The 17,594-nt window shown below is 67.9% G+C and carries 16 protein-coding genes; 3 read left to right on the forward strand and 13 right to left on the reverse strand.

Translation table 11 applies throughout. The features are described 5' to 3' along the window. Window positions 1-6: 6 nt before the first annotated feature. Complete coding sequence (locus HPO96_RS17925) at window positions 7-675, forward strand: hypothetical protein (protein WP_171674575.1); 669 nt, start codon at window positions 7-9, stop codon at window positions 673-675. A gap of 22 nt (window positions 676-697) precedes the next feature. Here HPO96_RS17925 and HPO96_RS17930 read toward each other — a convergent pair whose 3' ends face one another. Together HPO96_RS17930 and HPO96_RS17935 are read right to left on the reverse strand one after the other, a co-directional pair. Further along, entirely contained in the window at window positions 698-1,573 is an 876-nt protein-coding gene (locus HPO96_RS17930) for an aldo/keto reductase (RefSeq protein WP_171674576.1), read from the reverse strand. Between the two features lie 76 nt (window positions 1,574-1,649). Beyond that, on the reverse strand, window positions 1,650-3,230 hold the full coding sequence (locus HPO96_RS17935; protein ID WP_171674577.1) for an alkaline phosphatase D family protein: 1,581 nt from the start codon (window positions 3,228-3,230) through the stop codon (window positions 1,650-1,652). 114 nt (window positions 3,231-3,344) lie between these two features. Between HPO96_RS17935 and HPO96_RS17940 the strand changes: the two genes are divergently transcribed. After that, on the forward strand, window positions 3,345-3,824 hold the full coding sequence (locus HPO96_RS17940; protein ID WP_171674578.1) for a GNAT family N-acetyltransferase: 480 nt from the start codon (window positions 3,345-3,347) through the stop codon (window positions 3,822-3,824). Here the strand turns inward: HPO96_RS17940 and HPO96_RS17945 are convergent. Genes HPO96_RS17945 through HPO96_RS17970 form a run of 6 tightly spaced genes read right to left on the reverse strand, consistent with a single transcriptional unit; the run spans window position 3,805 to window position 10,343 of the window. Then, window positions 3,805-4,869 carry a hypothetical protein gene (locus HPO96_RS17945; RefSeq protein ID WP_171674579.1) on the reverse strand — a complete coding sequence of 355 codons (1,065 nt, stop codon included), beginning with the start codon at window positions 4,867-4,869 and terminating at the stop codon, window positions 3,805-3,807. The two genes, HPO96_RS17940 and HPO96_RS17945, sit on opposite strands and share 20 nt — an antisense overlap. Before the next feature lie 50 nt (window positions 4,870-4,919). Further along, window positions 4,920-6,353, reverse strand: coding sequence for a diguanylate cyclase domain-containing protein (locus HPO96_RS17950; protein WP_337796688.1), 1,434 nt, complete (start codon window positions 6,351-6,353; stop codon window positions 4,920-4,922). Between the two features lie 56 nt (window positions 6,354-6,409). Further along, complete coding sequence (locus HPO96_RS17955; protein ID WP_171674580.1) at window positions 6,410-7,150, reverse strand: sugar phosphate isomerase/epimerase family protein; 741 nt, start codon at window positions 7,148-7,150, stop codon at window positions 6,410-6,412. 18 nt (window positions 7,151-7,168) lie between these two features. Beyond that, window positions 7,169-7,984, reverse strand: coding sequence for a TIM barrel protein (locus tag HPO96_RS17960; RefSeq protein WP_171674581.1), 816 nt, complete (start codon window positions 7,982-7,984; stop codon window positions 7,169-7,171). Then, window positions 7,981-9,183, reverse strand: a complete 1,203-nt coding sequence (locus tag HPO96_RS17965; protein ID WP_171674582.1) for a dihydrodipicolinate synthase family protein — start codon at window positions 9,181-9,183, stop codon at window positions 7,981-7,983. Before HPO96_RS17965 ends, HPO96_RS17960 begins: the two co-directional genes overlap by 4 nt. Next, a complete protein-coding gene (locus HPO96_RS17970) occupies window positions 9,183-10,343 on the reverse strand; it encodes a Gfo/Idh/MocA family protein (RefSeq protein ID WP_171674583.1) in 1,161 nt (386 codons plus the stop codon). The genes HPO96_RS17965 and HPO96_RS17970 overlap by 1 nt, the downstream gene beginning before the upstream one ends. A gap of 1,262 nt (window positions 10,344-11,605) precedes the next feature. On the opposite strand from HPO96_RS17970, the gene HPO96_RS17975 reads away from it, so the two are divergent. Continuing rightward, the gene (locus tag HPO96_RS17975) at window positions 11,606-11,797 is read left to right on the forward strand and encodes a hypothetical protein (RefSeq protein WP_171674584.1); all 192 of its coding nucleotides are present in this window, start codon (window positions 11,606-11,608) and stop codon (window positions 11,795-11,797) included. Window positions 11,798-12,164: 367 nt separating this feature from the next. Here the strand turns inward: HPO96_RS17975 and HPO96_RS17980 are convergent, their stop codons facing one another. The 5 genes from HPO96_RS17980 to HPO96_RS18000 all read right to left on the reverse strand — a co-directional run bounded on the left by HPO96_RS17980 (window position 12,165) and on the right by HPO96_RS18000 (window position 17,265). Further along, on the reverse strand, window positions 12,165-12,737 hold the full coding sequence (locus HPO96_RS17980; RefSeq protein WP_171674585.1) for a hypothetical protein: 573 nt from the start codon (window positions 12,735-12,737) through the stop codon (window positions 12,165-12,167). A gap of 54 nt (window positions 12,738-12,791) precedes the next feature. After that, complete coding sequence (locus HPO96_RS17985; RefSeq protein ID WP_171674586.1) at window positions 12,792-13,541, reverse strand: hypothetical protein; 750 nt, start codon at window positions 13,539-13,541, stop codon at window positions 12,792-12,794. Between the two features lie 375 nt (window positions 13,542-13,916). Continuing rightward, complete coding sequence (locus HPO96_RS17990) at window positions 13,917-14,540, reverse strand: glyoxalase superfamily protein (RefSeq protein ID WP_171674587.1); 624 nt, start codon at window positions 14,538-14,540, stop codon at window positions 13,917-13,919. Between the two features lie 125 nt (window positions 14,541-14,665). Continuing rightward, a complete protein-coding gene (locus HPO96_RS17995) occupies window positions 14,666-15,607 on the reverse strand; it encodes a hypothetical protein (protein ID WP_171674588.1) in 942 nt (313 codons plus the stop codon). After that, window positions 15,604-17,265 (reverse strand): peptidase M16 family protein, encoded by a 1,662-nt coding sequence (locus HPO96_RS18000; RefSeq protein WP_171674589.1) that lies wholly within the window; start codon window positions 17,263-17,265, stop codon window positions 15,604-15,606. The genes HPO96_RS17995 and HPO96_RS18000 overlap by 4 nt, the downstream gene beginning before the upstream one ends. Between the last annotated feature and the right edge of the window lie 329 nt (window positions 17,266-17,594).

Below are 17,594 nucleotides of genomic sequence, written 5' to 3' on the forward strand. Positions count from 1 at the left end.
CCCGGAATGACCTCCAAGCGCCTGGCCGCCACCGCATTCGCGGTCAACCTCGTCGTCTGCGGGGCAGTAGGCGCCGGGCTGCTCGTACTGCGCGCGCCCGACGACGCAGCAGCCAGCGAGCCCACCCCAACCGCCAGTACGCCGACGGCGAGTGAAACCCCGTCGACGAGGCCCTCGACAGAGCCGTCGTCCGAGCAGCCCACTGTCTCGAAGCCGACCGCGCCGTCCACCACTCCGACCTCCACGGGTGCAATCGGCGTCTCAGGACCGGGCGGCATCGTCACCTCGATCCCGAAGGGCTGGCAGGGCAAGCCGCGCGCGAACGGCACCGACGCCCAGGCGAACGACCCAGCCGAGCCGACCAGCTTCCTCCGGTACGGCGGCTCCCCATCGCCCACCCGCCCGCTGCTCCAGGTGATGCAGCAGGCCGAGGCCGGTTTCCGCGGCAATTACCCCGGCTACAAGCTGATCGCGCTCCGCTCGCAGTCCTGGCGTCAGCACGAGGCCGTGAACTGGGAGTTCGAGTTCGACACCGCGGACGGCCGCAAGCACGTCAACTCGATGTACTGGCGAGCCGGCCAGAACGACTATGTCATCTACGCCTCGTCCTTGGTCGCCAACTGGCCGAAGATGCAGGCCATCTACGCGACCGCCATCGACACCGCCTCCCCCTGAGTGGAGGAGGCGGCGCGCGGGATCAGGCGGCGTCGAGCGCCGCGACCTGCTCCGGGGTGAGGGTGACGTCGACCGCGGAGTAGGAGTCGCGGATCGTCTCCGGCCGGCTGGAGCCCGGGATCGGGATGACGACCGGCGACTTGTGCAGCATCCAGGCCAGCGTCAGCTTCTGCGGGCTGATGCCGAGCTCGCCGGCCAGCTGGTGGAAGGCCGGGTGCTTGTCGCCGAGGTCACCGGCGCTGGAGATCCCGCCGAGCGGGGACCAGGGCAGGAATGCGATCCCGAGCTCGTCGCAGAGCTCGAGCTCCGGCTCGCTGGAGCGGAACTTCGGCGAGAACTGGTTCTGCACCGAAACCAGCCGGCCGCCGAGGATCTCGTTGGCGAGCTTGATCTGCTCCGGGTTCGCGTTCGAGATACCCGCCTGGCGGATCTTGCCCGCGTCGAGCAGGTCGCGAATCGCGCCGACCGAATCGGCGTACGGCGTCTTCGGGTCCGGCCGGTGGAACTGGTAGAGCCCGATCGCCTCCACGCCGAGCCGCTTCAGCGAACCCTCGACGGCCTGCTTCAGGTACGCCGGGGAGCCGTCCAGCGTCCAGCTGCCGTCACCGGGACGCAGGTGGCCGCCCTTGGTCGCGACGAGCACGTTCGACGTGTCGCCGCCGTACGACGCCAGCGCCTTCGCGATCAGGGTCTCGTTGTGACCGACGTCGGTCGCGGTCAGGTGGTAGGCGTCGGCGGTGTCGATCAGCGTGATTCCGGCGTCGAGCGCGGCGTGGATGGTCGCGATCGAGCGCGCCTCGTCCGGCCGCCCCTCGATCGACATCGGCATCCCGCCGAGGCCGATCGAGCTGACGGCGAGCTCGCCGATCGTCCGGGTGTGGTTGTTCTGAGTGGCCATACCCTCCAAGTTCCCGCACCGAATCCCCAAACTCCAACAGGAATATCAGAACGGATTCACCACCCGGAGCGATCAATCAGGCGCTGTGGACGTGCGGGTTCCGATCCTCGACGACGTACGTCGCCCGCGTGCTGATCGGGGCGCCGGGCGTCTGGACGTACGGCAGCACCCGGAAGTCGGAGCGCCACTGCCGCTGGTCGACGGTCACCCGGACGTAGCCGCGCTGTGCGTTGAAGAACTTCAGGTGCTCGTTCGCGGCCAGGAACTGCTTGCCCTGCTCGGTCATGTCGGCGCCGTTGCCGCCGCTGGTGATCGACGTCCCGACGAACTCGGTGCCGACCGCCTTCGACTTCTCGTCGGCGTAGTCGGGTTTGAGCTCGAGCGCGTAGTTCTGGTGCCGGTCGCCGGTGATCACGACCAGGTTCCGGACGCCGCTGTCCCGCGCGGCCCCGAGCACCTTGTTGCGCTCGGCAACATAACCGTCCCAGGGGTCGGTCCAGACGTGCGTCTCCGGGCCGGCCGCCCAGTCGGTCTGGCCCATCGGGGTCTGGTTGCCGATCACCTGCCAGCGCGCGGGCGACCTGCGGAACCCGTCCAGCAGCCAGGCGCGCTGCTTACCGCCGAGCATCGTGTTGTCGGGGTCGAAACGGTCGCCGCAGTCCGAGGTGTCGGTGTCACCGCAAACCTGGTCGGAGCGGTACTGGCGGGTGTCCAGGATGGTGAAGTCGGCCAACCGCCCGTACGGGAGACGGCGGTGGTAGCGGATGTCGGGGCCGGCCGGCATCTGCTCGTGCCGCAGCGGCATGTTCTCGTAGAGCGCCTGGAAGGCCTGCGCGCGGCGGGCACGGAAGACCGCGCGGTCCTGGTCCGGCTCGGTGTCGATCTGGGAGATGTCCCCGGCCCAGTTGTTCTCCACCTCGTGGTCGTCGAAGGTGTGGATCCACGGGTGCGCGGCGTGCGCGGCCTGCAGCGGCGCCTCGGTCTTGTAGAGCGCGTACTGCAGCCGGTACCGCGCGAGGTCGAACGTCTCGGTGTGGAAGCGCGGGTCCGTCGTGACGCCGCGTTTGTTGGTCTTCACGCCGGACTCGTACAGGTAGTCGCCGAGGTGGACGACGAGGTCGAGGTCCTCCTGCGCCATGTGGTCGTACGCCGTGAAGTACCCGTCCTGCCAGGCGTTGCAGGACGCGAACGCGAACCGCAGCTCCCGCGGGCTGGCGAACGGATGCGGCGTCGTCCGCGTCCGGCCGGTCGGCGAGACCTGGTGGCCGGTGCGGAAGCGGTAGTAGTAGACGTGGTCGGGCAGCAGCCCGTGGATCTCCGGGTGCACCGAGTGCCCGAGCTCGGGCGTCGCGACCACGCTGCCGCGACGGACGACGTACCGGAACCGCTCGTCGAGCGCGACCTCGTATTCGACGCGGACCGGGCGAGCGGGCATCCCGCCCTTGCCGTCGACGGCGTACGGGTCGGTCGCCAGCCGGGTCCACAGGACGACGCTGCTGTACTGCGGATCGCCCGAGGCGACCCCGAGGGTGAACGGATTACCCGCGGACGTCGGGGCGGCGTACGTGGTCGAGGCGTCCCAGGCGCCCGTGCCGAGCAGCACGGCGGCCGAGCCCGCACCACCCACGGCGAGGAACCTACGGCGGGAGACGGTCATGAAAGTTACCTCCTGGACGAGGCGGATTCAGGTAGGAAAGCGCCCAGCCAGTCTTCTGTCGCCGGGTGTCGAAGCCCTGACCGCCAGATGAACTCGCTGGTGCAGGATGACCGCATGACCGACGACCGCGTCCGCCGTGCCCGCCCCGAAGACGTCCCCGCGATCGTGGAGCTCGTCCACGCCCTCGCCGACTACGAACGCGCCCCCGACGAGTGCCACCTCACCGCCGACCAACTCCACACCGCCCTCTTCGGCCCCGCCCCCGCCGTCTTCGCCCACATAGCCCTCCACGACGACGAGATCGCCGGCTGCGCCATCTGGTTCCTCAGCTACTCCACCTGGCGCGGCGTCCACGGCATCTACCTGGAAGATCTCTTCGTCCGCCCCACCGCCCGCGGCACCGGCCTCGGCAAAGCCCTCCTCACCGCCCTCGCCCAAGAATGCGTCCGCAACAACTACGAACGCCTCGAATGGTCCGTCCTCAACTGGAACACCCCCGCCATCGACTTCTACGAATCCCTCAACGCCAACCCCCAATCCGAATGGACCGTCTACCGCCTCACCGACGAACCCCTTACCGCACTGGGTTCCTGAGCTGCGGGAACGATGTTCGGAGCCGAGCGACGACCTCAGGGCCGCTCGCGCCGACTGCGAGCCACAGCGTCGCGATGGCGGCGCGCAGCGGCTCCTCGTCGTACGTCGCGGTCAACGTAAGCAGCGCCTGGATCGGTGCCGGGCGACTCGCATCCCAGTCACCGCTGTGCATGATCGCGAAGCTGCCGTCGAACGTGCCGGCCGGCGGGCGCAACAGCTCGGAGAAGTCGACGCCCTGGTCCATTCGGTCGAGCGCATCGGCAATCCAGTCGATCTGGTCGAGACCGGCGGCCGCGCAGGCTTGCCGGGCGGACCAGCGGGCGACAGCGGTGAGGGTTTCGGCATCCGAAGCGTCGAGCTCGTCGAGCAGCTCACGGTCGAGCCGGGCCAGACGCGAGGCCTGCTGCACCTGCTGAACCCGCTCGCTCGGGAGCCGGCCACCCCAGGACTCCAGCCGCTCCGCCGCCCACAGTTCGGCCTGGTCCGCGGCCCGCTTCGCCTCCGCGGCCGCGACTTGTTCAGGCGTCAACGGCGGGGGCAGCGCCTGCGCCGTTCGGTGCCAGTATGCCGCGAGCTCGCTGGTCCTCTTGACGATCCGATCCGGCGCCGCCGGCGCGGGCCAGAACTGTAGGACGTATCGATCCACCGGTGGCTCGTCGTCCATCGGCGGGTCGGAGTCGTGCGCGGCGTCCATCCCCGAACCGCAGTACCGAACTCGGTACGTCGTCTCCGCGAGCGCCAGCGGCCAGCGCCCTTCACCACCCCACGACACCAGCGCCGCCTCCCCGCCAGGCTGGTACGACGCCTCGACGATCTCCTCCCACGACTCGTCGATCACCGGCTCCTCGTCGTACGCCTCGACCGCGAAGCCGACATCACCCGTGTGCATCCCGGTGATCAGGAACAACGTGCCGGCGGATGCTGCGCCGCACAATCCGTTGCGCTGCCCCCGAAAGCAGTCGTCCACGTCGTAATCGGCCTGTGCGCTCTCCACGTAGATCTGGCCGTACGAAACCGGAGCTTGCCCACTCATCAAAGTCCGCATGAAACCCTCTCAACTCGTGGTCGAGATCCAAGCAGAGGGCGCCGACAAACTCAGGTGCGGTGGGTTTTGGTGGCGTACATGGCTTGGTCGGCGGTGTGGAGGAGGGTGTCGAGGTCGGGGGAGGTGGGGGTGATGGGGGTGGTGCCGATGGCGGTGGTGACGGCGATGGTGATGCCGTCGAGGGGGCGGTTGACGGCGGTGGTGAGGCGGGTGATGAGGGTGGTGAGGGCTTCGGGGGTGATGTCCTCGGCGAGGATGGCGAACTCGTCGCCGCCGAGGCGGGCCACGGTGTCGCCGTGCCGGACGGCGTTCGAGAGGCGGGTGGCGATCTCGCGGAGGGCGCGGTCGCCGGCCTCGTGGCCGTAGCTGTCGTTGACGAGTTTGAAGTGGTTGAGGTCGCAGAAGAGCAGGGCGCCGGGGCGGCCGGAGGCGCGGGTGCGCTCCAGGACGAGGTCGAAGCGGTGCTGGAGCAGGCGGCGGTTCGGGAGGCCGGTGAGCGGGTCGTGCGCGGCGTGGTGGCGGAGCTCGCGTTCGGCGTCCTTGCGGGCGGTCACGTCGTCGATCTGGACGAGCAGGATGCGGCCCGGGTCGCGGCCGACGAGCGCCGCCGTACCGCCCAGCCAGATCTCGTTGCCGCTGGGCTGGGTGAAGATGCGCTCGAACCGGTACGGCGTCTTGCTGTGCGCCAGCCGGGCCAGCTCGTGCCGGGTCTGCTCGGGCTCCTCATCGCGCAGGAACTCGCCCGCGAAGGCGCCCACGAGCTGCTCCGCGGCGTACCCGGTGATCTGGCAGAAGGAATCGTTGACCTGCAGGATCCGGCCGGACTCCGGCCCGTCCAGCGCGACCGTCGCCATCCCGTTCCCGGCGCCTTCGAAGACCATCCGGAACGTGGTCTCGCTCGCCTCCAGCAGCGCCTTCTCGGCGAGCAACTGGTCGGTCAGCCGGGCCTTGTCGATCGCCAGCCCGGCCTGCGTCGCGAAGATCTCCAGCAGCTCGCGGTGAATCGGCCCCGGCCGCCGCTGATCCTCCGGCAGGTCGACCGAAAGCATCCCGACCAGCTCGCGATCGGGCGAGTAGAGCGGGGCGAACAAGGCGTCCAGCGGGTGCCACGCGTCCGGATCGTCGGAGACCGGTACGTCGGGCACCCACCCGACCACCTCACCCTCACCGAGCCGCTCGTGCGGGACGAAGCGCAGCCCGCCCCAGACGTCGGCGATCGCGAACTCGGCGTCGAAGATGTCCGCGGCGCTGATCGTGCCGAGCAGGGCTTCGCGGGCCTCCGGCGAGCCGGAGACCGCGATCACCTCGAACTTCCCGTCCGGCTGCCGCAGGTTCAGCACCGCGATCCCGAAGCCGAGCCCGTCGACCACGCCGTCCACGACGGCCTGCAGCGTCTCGGCCAGGCTGCGCCCGGCGCCCATCCGCGCGCTCACCTCGTACAACCGCCGTACTGCGGTCAGCTGTACCGTCGGCTCGTTCTGCACCACTCGAGGATAGGCCGAACTCACCAACCGTGAGCAGCTGTATCCACAGGGCAGTGCTAAATCTCGGTCAGACCTCGGTAGCTGCGCTCGGCCGAGGCCCACGAATCGGTCGGCTTGTCGTGCTCGACGAGGTACTGCTCGACGCCGCCCGACTCCGCGTGCGCGAACATCGCCGCGAAGTCGAGTTTGCCGGCGCCGACGTCCTCCCAGGAGCCGTCCGCAGCCATGTCCTTCACGTGCAGCGCGGGGAAGCGGCCCGGGTGGTCCTGGAACAGCTTGGCCGGGTCGTGGCCGCCGTCGACCGCCCAGTACAGGTCCAGCTCGAAGCCGAGCAGCTCCGGGTCGACGTCCAGGAGGACGTCGTACAGGACCGTGCCGTCCTCCTCGGCGAAGTCGAAGCCGTGGTTGTGGAAGAGCAGTTTCAGCCCGGCGTCCCGCGCGGCCTTGCCGGCCTCGGTGAACGCGGCCGCCGCCTGCTTGAACCCGGCCAGGTTGCGCTGCGCCTCCGGGATCGAGGGGACGACGATCCACTGCGCGCCCAGGGTGCGGACGTCGTCCAGCGCCGTCGACCAGTCGTCGGCCATCCGCGCGTAGCCGACGTGTTCGAGCACGATCCGCAGCCCGGCGTCGTCCGCGAATCCACGGATCTCCGCCGCGCTGTGGTCGAACCGGCCGCTCACGCCGACCGTGCGGTAGCCGATATCGGCCAGCCGCTTCAACGTCCCTGGATAGTCCTCGGCCAACACGTCCCGCATGGTGTAAAGGTGCATACCGATACCGTCGGCGGGGATGGTCATAACTTCGGCTCCTCAGGGCTAGACGACGTGCTCCTGGTAGCGGGCGTACGCGAGGTCGAAGACTTTCTGACCCGGCGCGTCCCACAGTTCCTGATTGAAGATCTCGACCTCGATCGGGCCGGTGTACCCGGCGTCGTCACACGCTTCCCGGAGCCGGCGCAGTTCAATCACGCCGTCGCCCATCATGCCGCGGCCGAGCAGGTTGTCGACCGGGAGCGGGACGGTCCAATCGCTGACCTGGTACGACACGATCCGCTCACCGGCCCGCGCGATCTGCCGGTAGACATCGGCGTCCCACCACAGGTGGTAGGCGTCGACGATCACGCCGACCTGGCTCGCCGGGAAGTGCTCGGCGAGGTCGAGCGCGCCTTGGAGGGACGAGACGACGCAGCGGTCCGAGGCGAACATCGGGTGCAGCGCCTCGATGGCCAGCTTGACGCCACGCTCCTCGGCGTACGGCGCCAGCTCGGCCAGGCCGTCGCGGATCATGCCGCGGGCGCCGTCGATATCACGCGATCCCTTGGGGATGCCGCCGCTGACCAGCACGAGGACGTCGGTGCCGACCGTGGCTGCCTCGTCGATCGCGCGCCGGTTGTCCTCGATCTTGGCCTGCCGCTCGGCGGGGTCGGTCGCGGTGAAGAATCCACCGCGACACAGGGACGACACCTTGAGCCCGGCGTCCGCGACCAGCTTGGCCGCCTTCTCGACGCCGTACTCCTGGATCGGCTCGCGCCACAGGCCGATCCACTCCAGCTCGGCTTTGGCGCTGGCGGCAACGACGTCCTCGAGCGGCCAGTACTTCGTGGTCGCCTGGTTCAGGCTGTAGCGGTTCACGCGTCGATCCCGCCGACCTTGAGCAGCTGGCGGAAACGCTCCACGGCCAGCTCCGGATCGGTGAGGACACCGGCCTGGTCGGCCAGCCGGAACGTGTCCGCGAGATGCGGCAACGCCCGCCCGGTCTGCAGCCCGCCGACCATCGTGAAACCGGGCTGGTGCCCGTTCAGCCAAGCCAGGAAGGCGATTCCGGTCTTGTAGTAGTAGGTCGGCTTGGAGAAGATCTGCCGGGCCAGCGGGACGGTCGGTGCGAACACCCGCTCGTACGTCGCGTCGTCACCGTCGTCCAGCGCCTTCAGGGCGGCCGCGGCCGCGGGGGCGATCGCGGCGAAGATGCCGAGCAGGGCGTCGCTGTACTTGTCGCCGTCACCGCGGATCAGCTCGGGGTAGTTGAAGTCGTCGCCGGTGTAGAGCCGCACGCCCTCGGGCAGTCGCTTGCGGAGGGCAACCTCCTTCTCGGCGTCCAGGAGTGACACCTTGATCCCGTCGACCTGCTGCACGTTGTCGTTGATCAGCTGGACGACGACGTCCGCCGCCTTGTCGACGTCCTGCTCACCCCAGTAGCCCTCGAGCGCCGGGTCGAACATCGAGCCGAGCCAGTGCAGGATGACGGGCCTTTCGGACTGCCCGAGCAGCCGGTCGTACACCTTGCGGTAGTCGTCCGGGCCGCTGGCGGTCGCGCACAACGCGCGACTGGCCATCAGGATCGGCTGTGCGCCTTGGGAGGCCTCCAGCTGCTCCTCGTACGCGCCGGCCACGTCATCGAGCGAATGGTTGCCGGGGGCAAGTTGATCGGTGCCGACACCGACCGCGATCCGCCCGTCCGGCGCCTCGGCCACGGACCGCCTGATCAGCTCCTGTGTCGCCGCCCAGTCCAGCCCCATCCCACGCTGAGCCGTGTCCATGGCCTCGGCCACCGACAACCCCAGCTCCCACAGGTGATGCCGGAACTGGAGCGTGTGCTCCCAATCGACCACCGCCGGCGCACCCGGCGAGTTGTCCCCAGTCGGATCCGCCACCACATGAGCCGCCGCAAACGCCAGCCGCGACTTCGCCGGCGCATAAGAGCCGGCCGCAACCGGCGTACCGGTCAAGCGATACGTCTCAAGCCCGCCGCGCTGGCTCTCCACCCCACCGCCGGTCGTGGAACCGGCCGGAGGGCCGGCGACTCGACCGGCAACCGGCAGTTTCAGCTCCATCAGTTGGCCCCGAGGTCGAGCGCGGGCACCTCGAGCTTGCGACCCTCACGCCACGACTGCAGGCCGAGCTCGGCCAGCTGCACGCCCTTGGCGCCCTCGACGAAGTCCCACGTGAACGGAGCGTCGTCCACGATGTGCCGCAGGAACATCTCCCACTGCACCTTGAACCCGTTGTCGAACGTCTCGTTGTCCGGCACCTCGGCCCACTGCTCCCGGAAGTTCTCGGTCGCCGGGATATCCGGGTTCCACACCGGCTTCGGCGTCGCCGACCGGTGCTGCACCCGACAGTTCCGCAGCCCGGCCACGGCCGACCCCTCGGTCCCATCGACCTGGAACTCCACCAGCTCGTCCCGGAACACCCGCGTCGTCCATGACGAGTTGAGCTGCGCGATGATCCCGCCGTCCAGCTCGAACACGCCGTACGCCGCGTCGTCCGCCGTCGCGGCGTACTCGCTGCCCTGCTCGTCCCACCGCGCCGGGATGTGCGTCGCGCCCTGGCAGTAGACCGACTTCACCTCACCGAAAATCTGATCGAGCACGTACCGCCAGTGGCAGAACATGTCGACAATGATCCCGCCGCCCTCTTCGGACTTGTAGTTCCACGACGGGCGCTGCGCCTCCTGCCAGTCGCCCTCGAACACCCAGTACCCGAACTCGCCGCGCACCGACAAAATCTTGCCGAAGAACCCGCCGTCCACCAGCCGCTTCAACTTCCGCAGCCCCGGCAGCGACAGCTTGTCCTGCACCACCCCGTTCTTCAGCCCCGAATCACGCACCAGCTTCGCCAGATCCACCGCAGCCTCAAGACTGTCGGCAATCGGCTTCTCGCAGTAGACAGCCTTCCCAGCCTCCACCGCCGCCCGCACGCCCTTCTCCCGCAACTGCGTCAACTGCGAGTCGAAGTAGATCTCCACATCCGGCTCCGCCAACGCCTCCGCGACATCCGTCGTCCACCGGCTGATCCCGTACTTCTCCCCGATCCGCCGCAACTTCAACTCGTTCCGCCCGACCAAAATCGGATCCGGAACAATCAACGTCCCATCCGCCGCCGCGATCCCACCCTGCTCCCGGATCGCCACGATCGACCGCTCCAGATGCTGCCGCAACCCCATCCGCCCGGTCACACCGTTCATCACGATCCCGACCCGTCGCTCACTCACGTCCCACGCCTCCCTACTCACCCTTGGAAAGGGCTTTCCAAGGCGTGACGCAACCCTAAAAGCTCCCCCACCCCCAGTCAACCCAAAACGGAAAGCGATTCCCCGAAAACGTTCCCAAACATCCCGAGCAAGGGGAAGAGGCGGGGGACAGGTGAGCGACTAGGAGCGGCCGGACGGCGACTACCTCGAACAGACCAGCCGTACGACGGAAGCTCGCGTACGCCGACCCCCAGCAGAGAAACCTGTTGTCGGATGAATGTGGTCGCCCCACGCGCCGCCTACGCGAGGCTCCTCCGTCGCCCCGCTCGCGCCGCTCCCACCCGCCCGTCGAAGGTGCGTGCTCCGCGCGCTCCTCCCGCAACCGCGCGCCCCACCGTGCTACCGCCCGAACGTGCGCTAGCGCGCCCCACCGGGCTGCCCCGCCGGCTCCGCGCTGCCGCGCTTCCCGGGGTTCGCCGCCCGAACGCGTCGCTTATCGCGCCGTGGTGCGAGCTACCGCCCGCTCCACCGTGCCACCGCCCGGACCAGCCGCTACCGCGGCCCGCGCTCCCGCCGGACTGGCGCCCCGGACCTTGCGCAGCCGCGCTACCAACGGGCTGCCGCCCGACCGCGGCGCTACGGCGCCGGTCTCCACGTACCGCACGAACCACCGGGCTACCGCAGCGGACGTCGCGCTTCCGCGCGAACCTCCCGCGCTGGCGCGCGGCCCCACCCGCCCTCCGGGCGCGCGCTTGGCTCTGGCGCGCCCCGGCCGACCCCGCACTCGATTCGCGGGTCGAATCGTCCAGTATCCAGCGGGCCTCTACATGCAACGAAAGTTTTCGTTCTGAGCCACCAGTTCCCTGCCTCGGCGGAGTGTTGAGGACAAGAACCGCCTAGAACACCTCATCGGAGGCCGAGTCATCCCCGCCACCACTCCCTAAATCGGCGAGGCCGGCGCGGCGATCCCTGCATCCACGCCGGTCACGCCCACCACCCCGCGCCCTTGCCCTGGCCACGTCCTCACACCTCTGGGCAAGGGCGCGGCTATATCTCGACCCACCGAACGGACACCCATGCCCGAAAGCCCGCAGCCTTCACGACAGCCCTGCCCCGCCTGCGGAGGCAACGGCTGGACCGTCGTACAGAAGACTCGTATCAAGGACGGCAAGGTAGTCACCGAGCCTGAACATGAACCCTGCAAGAGATGTAGTGGTAGCGGATGGGTCAGCTGATAGCCCGTCCGCAACACGACGACGACCCACCGCGGCTAGAGTCGCGGCATGGAGATCGACGATCAAGAACGGGTGACCTTCACTCCTGAGGAACTCGACACCGTACGGGCCGCACTCGTCACCATCGAACACTACGCAACCAACATCTGGGACCAAGTCGAGATCAGCGCCGTGTCAGGCAGCACAGTCGACGAAATCGTGTCAATGAGGCGGCAGCTCGACGCTATCCGACGCACCTGAGCGAGCATCGCACACTACGGCCCAACATCAGCCTGGCCGAGCTCGTCGATCAACCGCGTCCTGTCTGCCGGATTGACCTCTTAAGAATCAAGGCGCGCCGCAAGCGGCGCGCAGCGCCGCCCGGGCTTACGACCTCCGGCCGACGCCCTCCACCGCGCGCACCATCTTCGGATCGTCGATCCTCAATCGGGCACGCCGTCGACCAGCCAGTCAGCGACGATGTCGGCAAGGCCGGCGGGTTGGCCGCGTCCCCCTGGTCGCTCGATCGTACGGCCACCACGACACGCATCAAGAGCGCCGATGGCGTCCCTACGGGATCGGCAAGCCGCCTCCTGACCCGCGCCGCGCTGACCTTGGGTGGCAGCTATCAGGAGGACGGGGCAGGTTTGGGCGCAGAGTCATCAGGACCGATCGCGAAGACCACAGCGCTTGCGAGGGCCTCGTATTCTGCAGCCTTCTCGGCGCCGATTCCGTGGCCATCGCGGCCGTTCCGAGCTAGCTCGTACAAGATTGCTAGCCCTTCGACGGCTCGGACGATCTCGTTCGGCACCAAGCCGTGTTTGGCAGCCGTGCGTGCAAGGCCGGGTGGACTCATCAAGAGGTCGTGCGGGTCTTCGAGCCCCTCCAGCTTGGCGCGCAGCGATTCACGGATGTGGTCGTATGCCATGACCACTCGCTCTTCCGGCGAGTGGGGCGCGGTGAACATCTCGCCTGGGTGCTGCATGGGCTTTGTCTGCCGGACCTGTGGGTAGTCCAACTGGACTCGTGTTTCAACGAGCTGCCTCTCCCACTCAAGCTCGACCGGTCCCGCTCGCAATCGCTTGACATCACTGGAGAGCAGTTCGATCAACTTCGTGCGGAACAACAGTGCAACCACTAGAAGGGCGACCGGCCAAGCGAGCGCTTGGAACATCGCAACGATGAACTCCATCACGGACACGCGTTCGAGGGTACGACGGGATCAGGGGTATGTGGAGGAGGCAGTGCGCTATCGCTACGGGGGAGATGCGTGCGTGGCATCCGGAGGATCTGACGGCATGGCCTTCTGCGCCATCGCCCAGCTCTCTAGCGACTTCTCCGCCGCTGCGAGCAGTACCCGGCGGCGGGTGCGGAACTCCGACATGTTGGAACGAAAGGTCACGATTACCGCGTCCAGCTCCCTCACCTGGTCTTGAGCGAGGTCTGTGAGCCTCGCAATCTCTGGCCGCAGTGCGCGAATCTTGTCTAGTTTGGTTTGGCGGATCTGAGATTCATCCTGCTGAAGCAGCGCTGCTTCCCATGTGTCGAGCTTCGCCAGAGTCGCGGTGCACCATCTATGGAGCGGCCGCATCTTCTTTCGGATGCGGCGTACCTTCGGCGCGAATCGAACGCGAGAGGTCACAGCTATCCAGTAACCCAGGAGGTTGTGGGGGGACATCTGTGCGATGGCGCGAGCATTCGCCCGTACGAGAAGTTCCAATGCAGGAGCAACGACGAGTGTGGCAATCCCAACCTGGATGCCCTGCTCGATCACTAGTGGCCAGCCGGACCAGACGGATTTGCCAGCCAATGCACGAAGACAAGCAGGTGTTGCAAACGCGTACGACAGCAGCGAGAAGGCCCATAAGAAGCCTTGGATACTCTTGAAGAGGCGGTCGCGGCCAGGCACCCATCCTCGGACGATTACCCTCGCCTCGACTACAAGCGCCAATGCGAGTACCGGCATGGTCTGAGCGCTGGTGGTCCAGAAGTCTGGTGGCGGCATCGAGCTAGTATCAGCTCAGGCTGGCGGTGCCGTCATCCGCCTAGCCGTGTCGGGGGAGTCAACAGGGGACGATGAGCCTGCTGTACTGCTAACAGATCTGCTAACAACGGGCTGGGCAGTTGTGGACGTCGGTGGATCGCGGCTTGGCTCGTGCCGCGCGATCGCAGGTGGCTAGGACCTCTGTGGACGCAAGTCGCGGCACTCGTAATGAGACGGTCCGACGTGACCCCAGTCTGACCCCAACGGCCCCTGCGTAGGAGCGTTCATCCGCCAACGGCACTGAAACAGCCAACGCACAGACACGCTACTGATGCTTGATTGCAGGGTCCTACGGATCAGAAGGTTAGGGATGCGAATCGCTTCGGGTGCCAGCAGTTAGCCGGCGAAGGCGAGGGTGTTGCCGTCTGGGTCGCGGAGGATGAAGTCGGTGCCGCCCCAGGCTTGTTTGGTTAGCTTTTGGACGATTTCGGCGTTGGTGGTCAGGTATTCGGCGTAGAGCTGGCGGACATTCGGGGTCTCGATGAAGGCCATGATGAGGCCTTCTTGTTCGAGGGCGCCGGCTGCGAATATCGGCTCGTGGACGAGCTTTAGGTGGAGGGTTGCGCCGTTGCGGGTGACTGAGCCGTAGAAGGGTGGGTTGCCGTGAAGCCAGTCGATGTGGAAGCCGAGTTGGTCTTGGTAGAAGGTGGCTGCGGCGTTGACGTCGGCGACGTACAGGACTGGTTTGGCGGTGGCGGGTGCCGGCTCGACAGGCTGGCCGGGGGTGGGTGGGGTGGCCTCGGTGCTTGCTTTGAGGGCGGCCCAGGTGGGGAAGCCTGCTTCTAGGGCGATGATTTCTTGGGCTTCGGTGAGGGGGAACTTCAGGGCGAGGGCTTCGCGGTCCGACAGGGTTTGGTAGCGCGGGAGTTGGCGGATGCGGCCGCCGATGGAGAAGTTCCGGTCGCGGTGCCAGCGGACGAGTAGCTTGGCTTGTTTTTTGTAGGTTTCCAGCTTGGGCATGGCGCTCCCTCTTCGGTGAAGTAGGTGGGCCTTGCCCTTTCGGCTGAGTGCCGTTGCGCCCTACGACCGGGATGAACCCGCGCCTGCGAATTCGAGATTAGCATGCGGGGTGGTTGGTCGGGAGCTCAGTTTTGTTTGAGGTGGGTTGCTCGGGCTTTGCGGAAGGCTCTGGCTGGGCTGAGGGCGACGTACTGCCAGGGGTGCTCGGTGACGTGGTCGCCGAGTCTGGAGAAGACGGCTGCTGCGGCGGGGTGGTCTGCGGCCTTGGTGAAGGCCAGTGCGAAGGTGTTGTAGTAGAGGGGCCAGCCGGGTCGGAGGTCGGCGGCTGGGTGGAGGACGGAGCGGTCGGCGGCTGCGCGGAGCTCTGACCGGACGTCGGGTCGGTTCATGTGGTGCAGCGCCTCGTTGACGTCGAGATCGATCATCAGCTCAAGATGGGCGAGTGGGATCAGGGCATGCAGCATGTTGCCGTCCGGCGCTGCTGCGGCTGCGGAGTGGGCCAGGTGGAACATTCGGTCATGGGTGCCTCCCCACTTCTGGCAACAGGTCTGCAGCCATTCGGCGTGCGCCTTGAGGTTGGTGGCATGTCGGGAGATCGCTTGCTGGAAACGGAACTCGCCGTCTTCGAGGCCGAGTTGCAGGCCGCGAGCGGTTCGGACGAGGAAGGCCCAGGCTGCGACCTCGTCCGGGTTCGCCGCGACGACGTCGTACAGGCTGCTCTCGGCGAGGCGGAGTCGTTCGAAGAAGAGCTGGAACTTGTCGGCTCCGGTGTACCGCGCTTGCCGGCGGCCGCGTGCATCCCAGGCCCACGCGACGGCGTGGCAGCCGCGGACCAATTGCGCCAACGGGTCCGCGGTGAGCGGGCCGATCCAGTCCTGGACGTCGGGAACGGAGCCGCAGGCGTCGAGGAGGAAGCAGCGGTCGTCCGGGTGATCGGTGTCGAGGAGGATCTGGCGGGCGGTTGGCCAGTCGCGGCGGGCCAGCGCGGCGCAGAACGACTGTGCGACCGGGTCGCCCATACACGGATCGATCGCAGGCGACGACCCCACCCGTCGGATCAGCTTCACTTCTTGCTCCTGAGTCCTCGGACGAAGGTGATGACCGCGATGGCGAGAGCGATCGGTATGGCGCGTTGGGCCAGGGAGGCGATTTCGTCGGGTGCGACGGTCAGCACGAGACCGATGATGACGAGCACCAAGAACGGGACCCAGACGATCGGTTGGTCGAGCCAGGCCCGGATCGTGTCGATCCGGCGGACCTTGAACCGTGGGATCTGGTCCTTCGGCCGCTCCGGCAGGCGGATGTGCAGCGCAGCAGGGATCGCCGAGTCGAGCAGCGCGACCGCCTGCGCGCCGCGGCGCCAGAACGTCGGCTCGACCTGCACCTGGTAGCCGTCGTGCCGGATCAACTGCCGGCCGCCGTCGCCGTAGCTGATCATGCCGGCGACCTCGTCGTACGGCGTGGACGTGCGCCCGTCGGCCGTCTCCCGATGTACGCCGGACGCCCCGACAATCAACGCGGTCTTGGGCTCCGGGTGGATCGGCCGGAACCGCCGGCCGTCCGTGGGCTTGTCTCCAGCCGGTGGATCGCTCAGCCAGGTCAGCTGCGGGTCGCCGCCAGCTCTTGGATCGACGGACACGAGCAGATCGCGCCAGACCGACATGGCGGCCTCGCGCACGTGTGTCACGGTCACTGCGTCTGTCTCAGCGGCCAGCTCGTCGACGCTGTGCGTCACTGGCGTCCCGAGCAGCGCGTCCCGGGCGGCCAGGAACGGGAGCCACTGGTGTGCGGGCTGCGTGCCGAACTGACGGATCTGGGCATCGAGGTCGTCGCGCAGCTCGACCGGATCGGGACCGTGGTCGCGCATCCTGCGAAGTACGCCGATGGACTCGCTGACCGCGGACCGGACCGCCTCCGGGAGCACGTCCATCCCGACGGTCAGCATTGCCCGGTCGGCGTCGACCACCTCGTACGACGACCATGCGCTGTAGCCAACGCCGGACTTGTGTCGGAGCCCGCCCTGCAGACCTCGCTCAAAAGCACGCAGCATCGCACCGGCCGCAGTCGATCGGACGGCCGTGCCGGACAGCGCGATCGCAGCGGGCTGCCCCGCGAAGCCCCCAGGCAGCGGCTGGTCGCACTGGACGGATCGCGCCGGAACCATCCGAGGACCCGGCCGCAGCGGCAGCTCGAGCCCGGCGGGCGGCGGCCCCGACAAGGCGAGCACTGCGTTGCCCTGGGCATACGCCCGCGCGGCGAGCTCACGCAGCCCGTCCGGCTCGGCGGTGTAGAGGCCCAGCTCGTCGTACCCGGCGAGGCCTGGTCCGCGTGCGCCGTACCGCCAGAGCAGGTGGCTGCCCACGACACTGCTGCCGCGCCGCGAGCTCTCGGCCCGCAGGACTCGGCGCTCGTGGTCGAGGTCGGAGAAGACCGGATCGCTCAGCCAACGGCAGAGGTCCCGCAGGTGCGCGACCACGGCGTCAGGCTCACCCTCCACGTCGAACGCGGTGTGCAGCAGGCTGACCTGACCGTTGACAGGCGTCCGGATCGAATGCCGCCCGTGCAGCGCCAGGTGCTCCAGCAGATGCAGCCAGCCGTGGGCCGGGAGCGGCTCGTCCGCCATGCCGGCCCGGAACCACAGGTTGGCCCGAAGCGTGCCGGGACCAGGCAACCAGTAGACCGGTACACCGTCCACCTCTGTCGTGCGCAGCTTCTCGCCGCCCATCCGTCCTGCCCCCCAACGCTCGTGAAATACCGGCCAATCCTGCCGGATGTCGAGAGTTCGCGGCAGGCATATTTCCCGAGTTGCAGCTTTTGACATTTGGACTGCACAGGCTCATGCGACGCTGGACCGGGAGGACTGCGTCGCGAAGAAGGGTCTCCATATGGCTGTTGGGCTTGGTCACGGCGCGTCGGGAGCGGTGCGTCGTTTCGCCGCCTGGCTCTAGCAGGCCTGCACAGGAGAACTCCCGGCCGGTCAGCAGGACTTTGAGCCCTGGGAGTGCGAGCTCTACTGAGCGAGCCGCGTCTCGGGCGACAACCCCGGAGGGGTCC

The sequence above is a fragment of the Kribbella sandramycini genome, assembly GCF_013131805.1.
GTDB lineage: Bacteria > Actinomycetota > Actinomycetes > Propionibacteriales > Kribbellaceae > Kribbella > Kribbella sandramycini.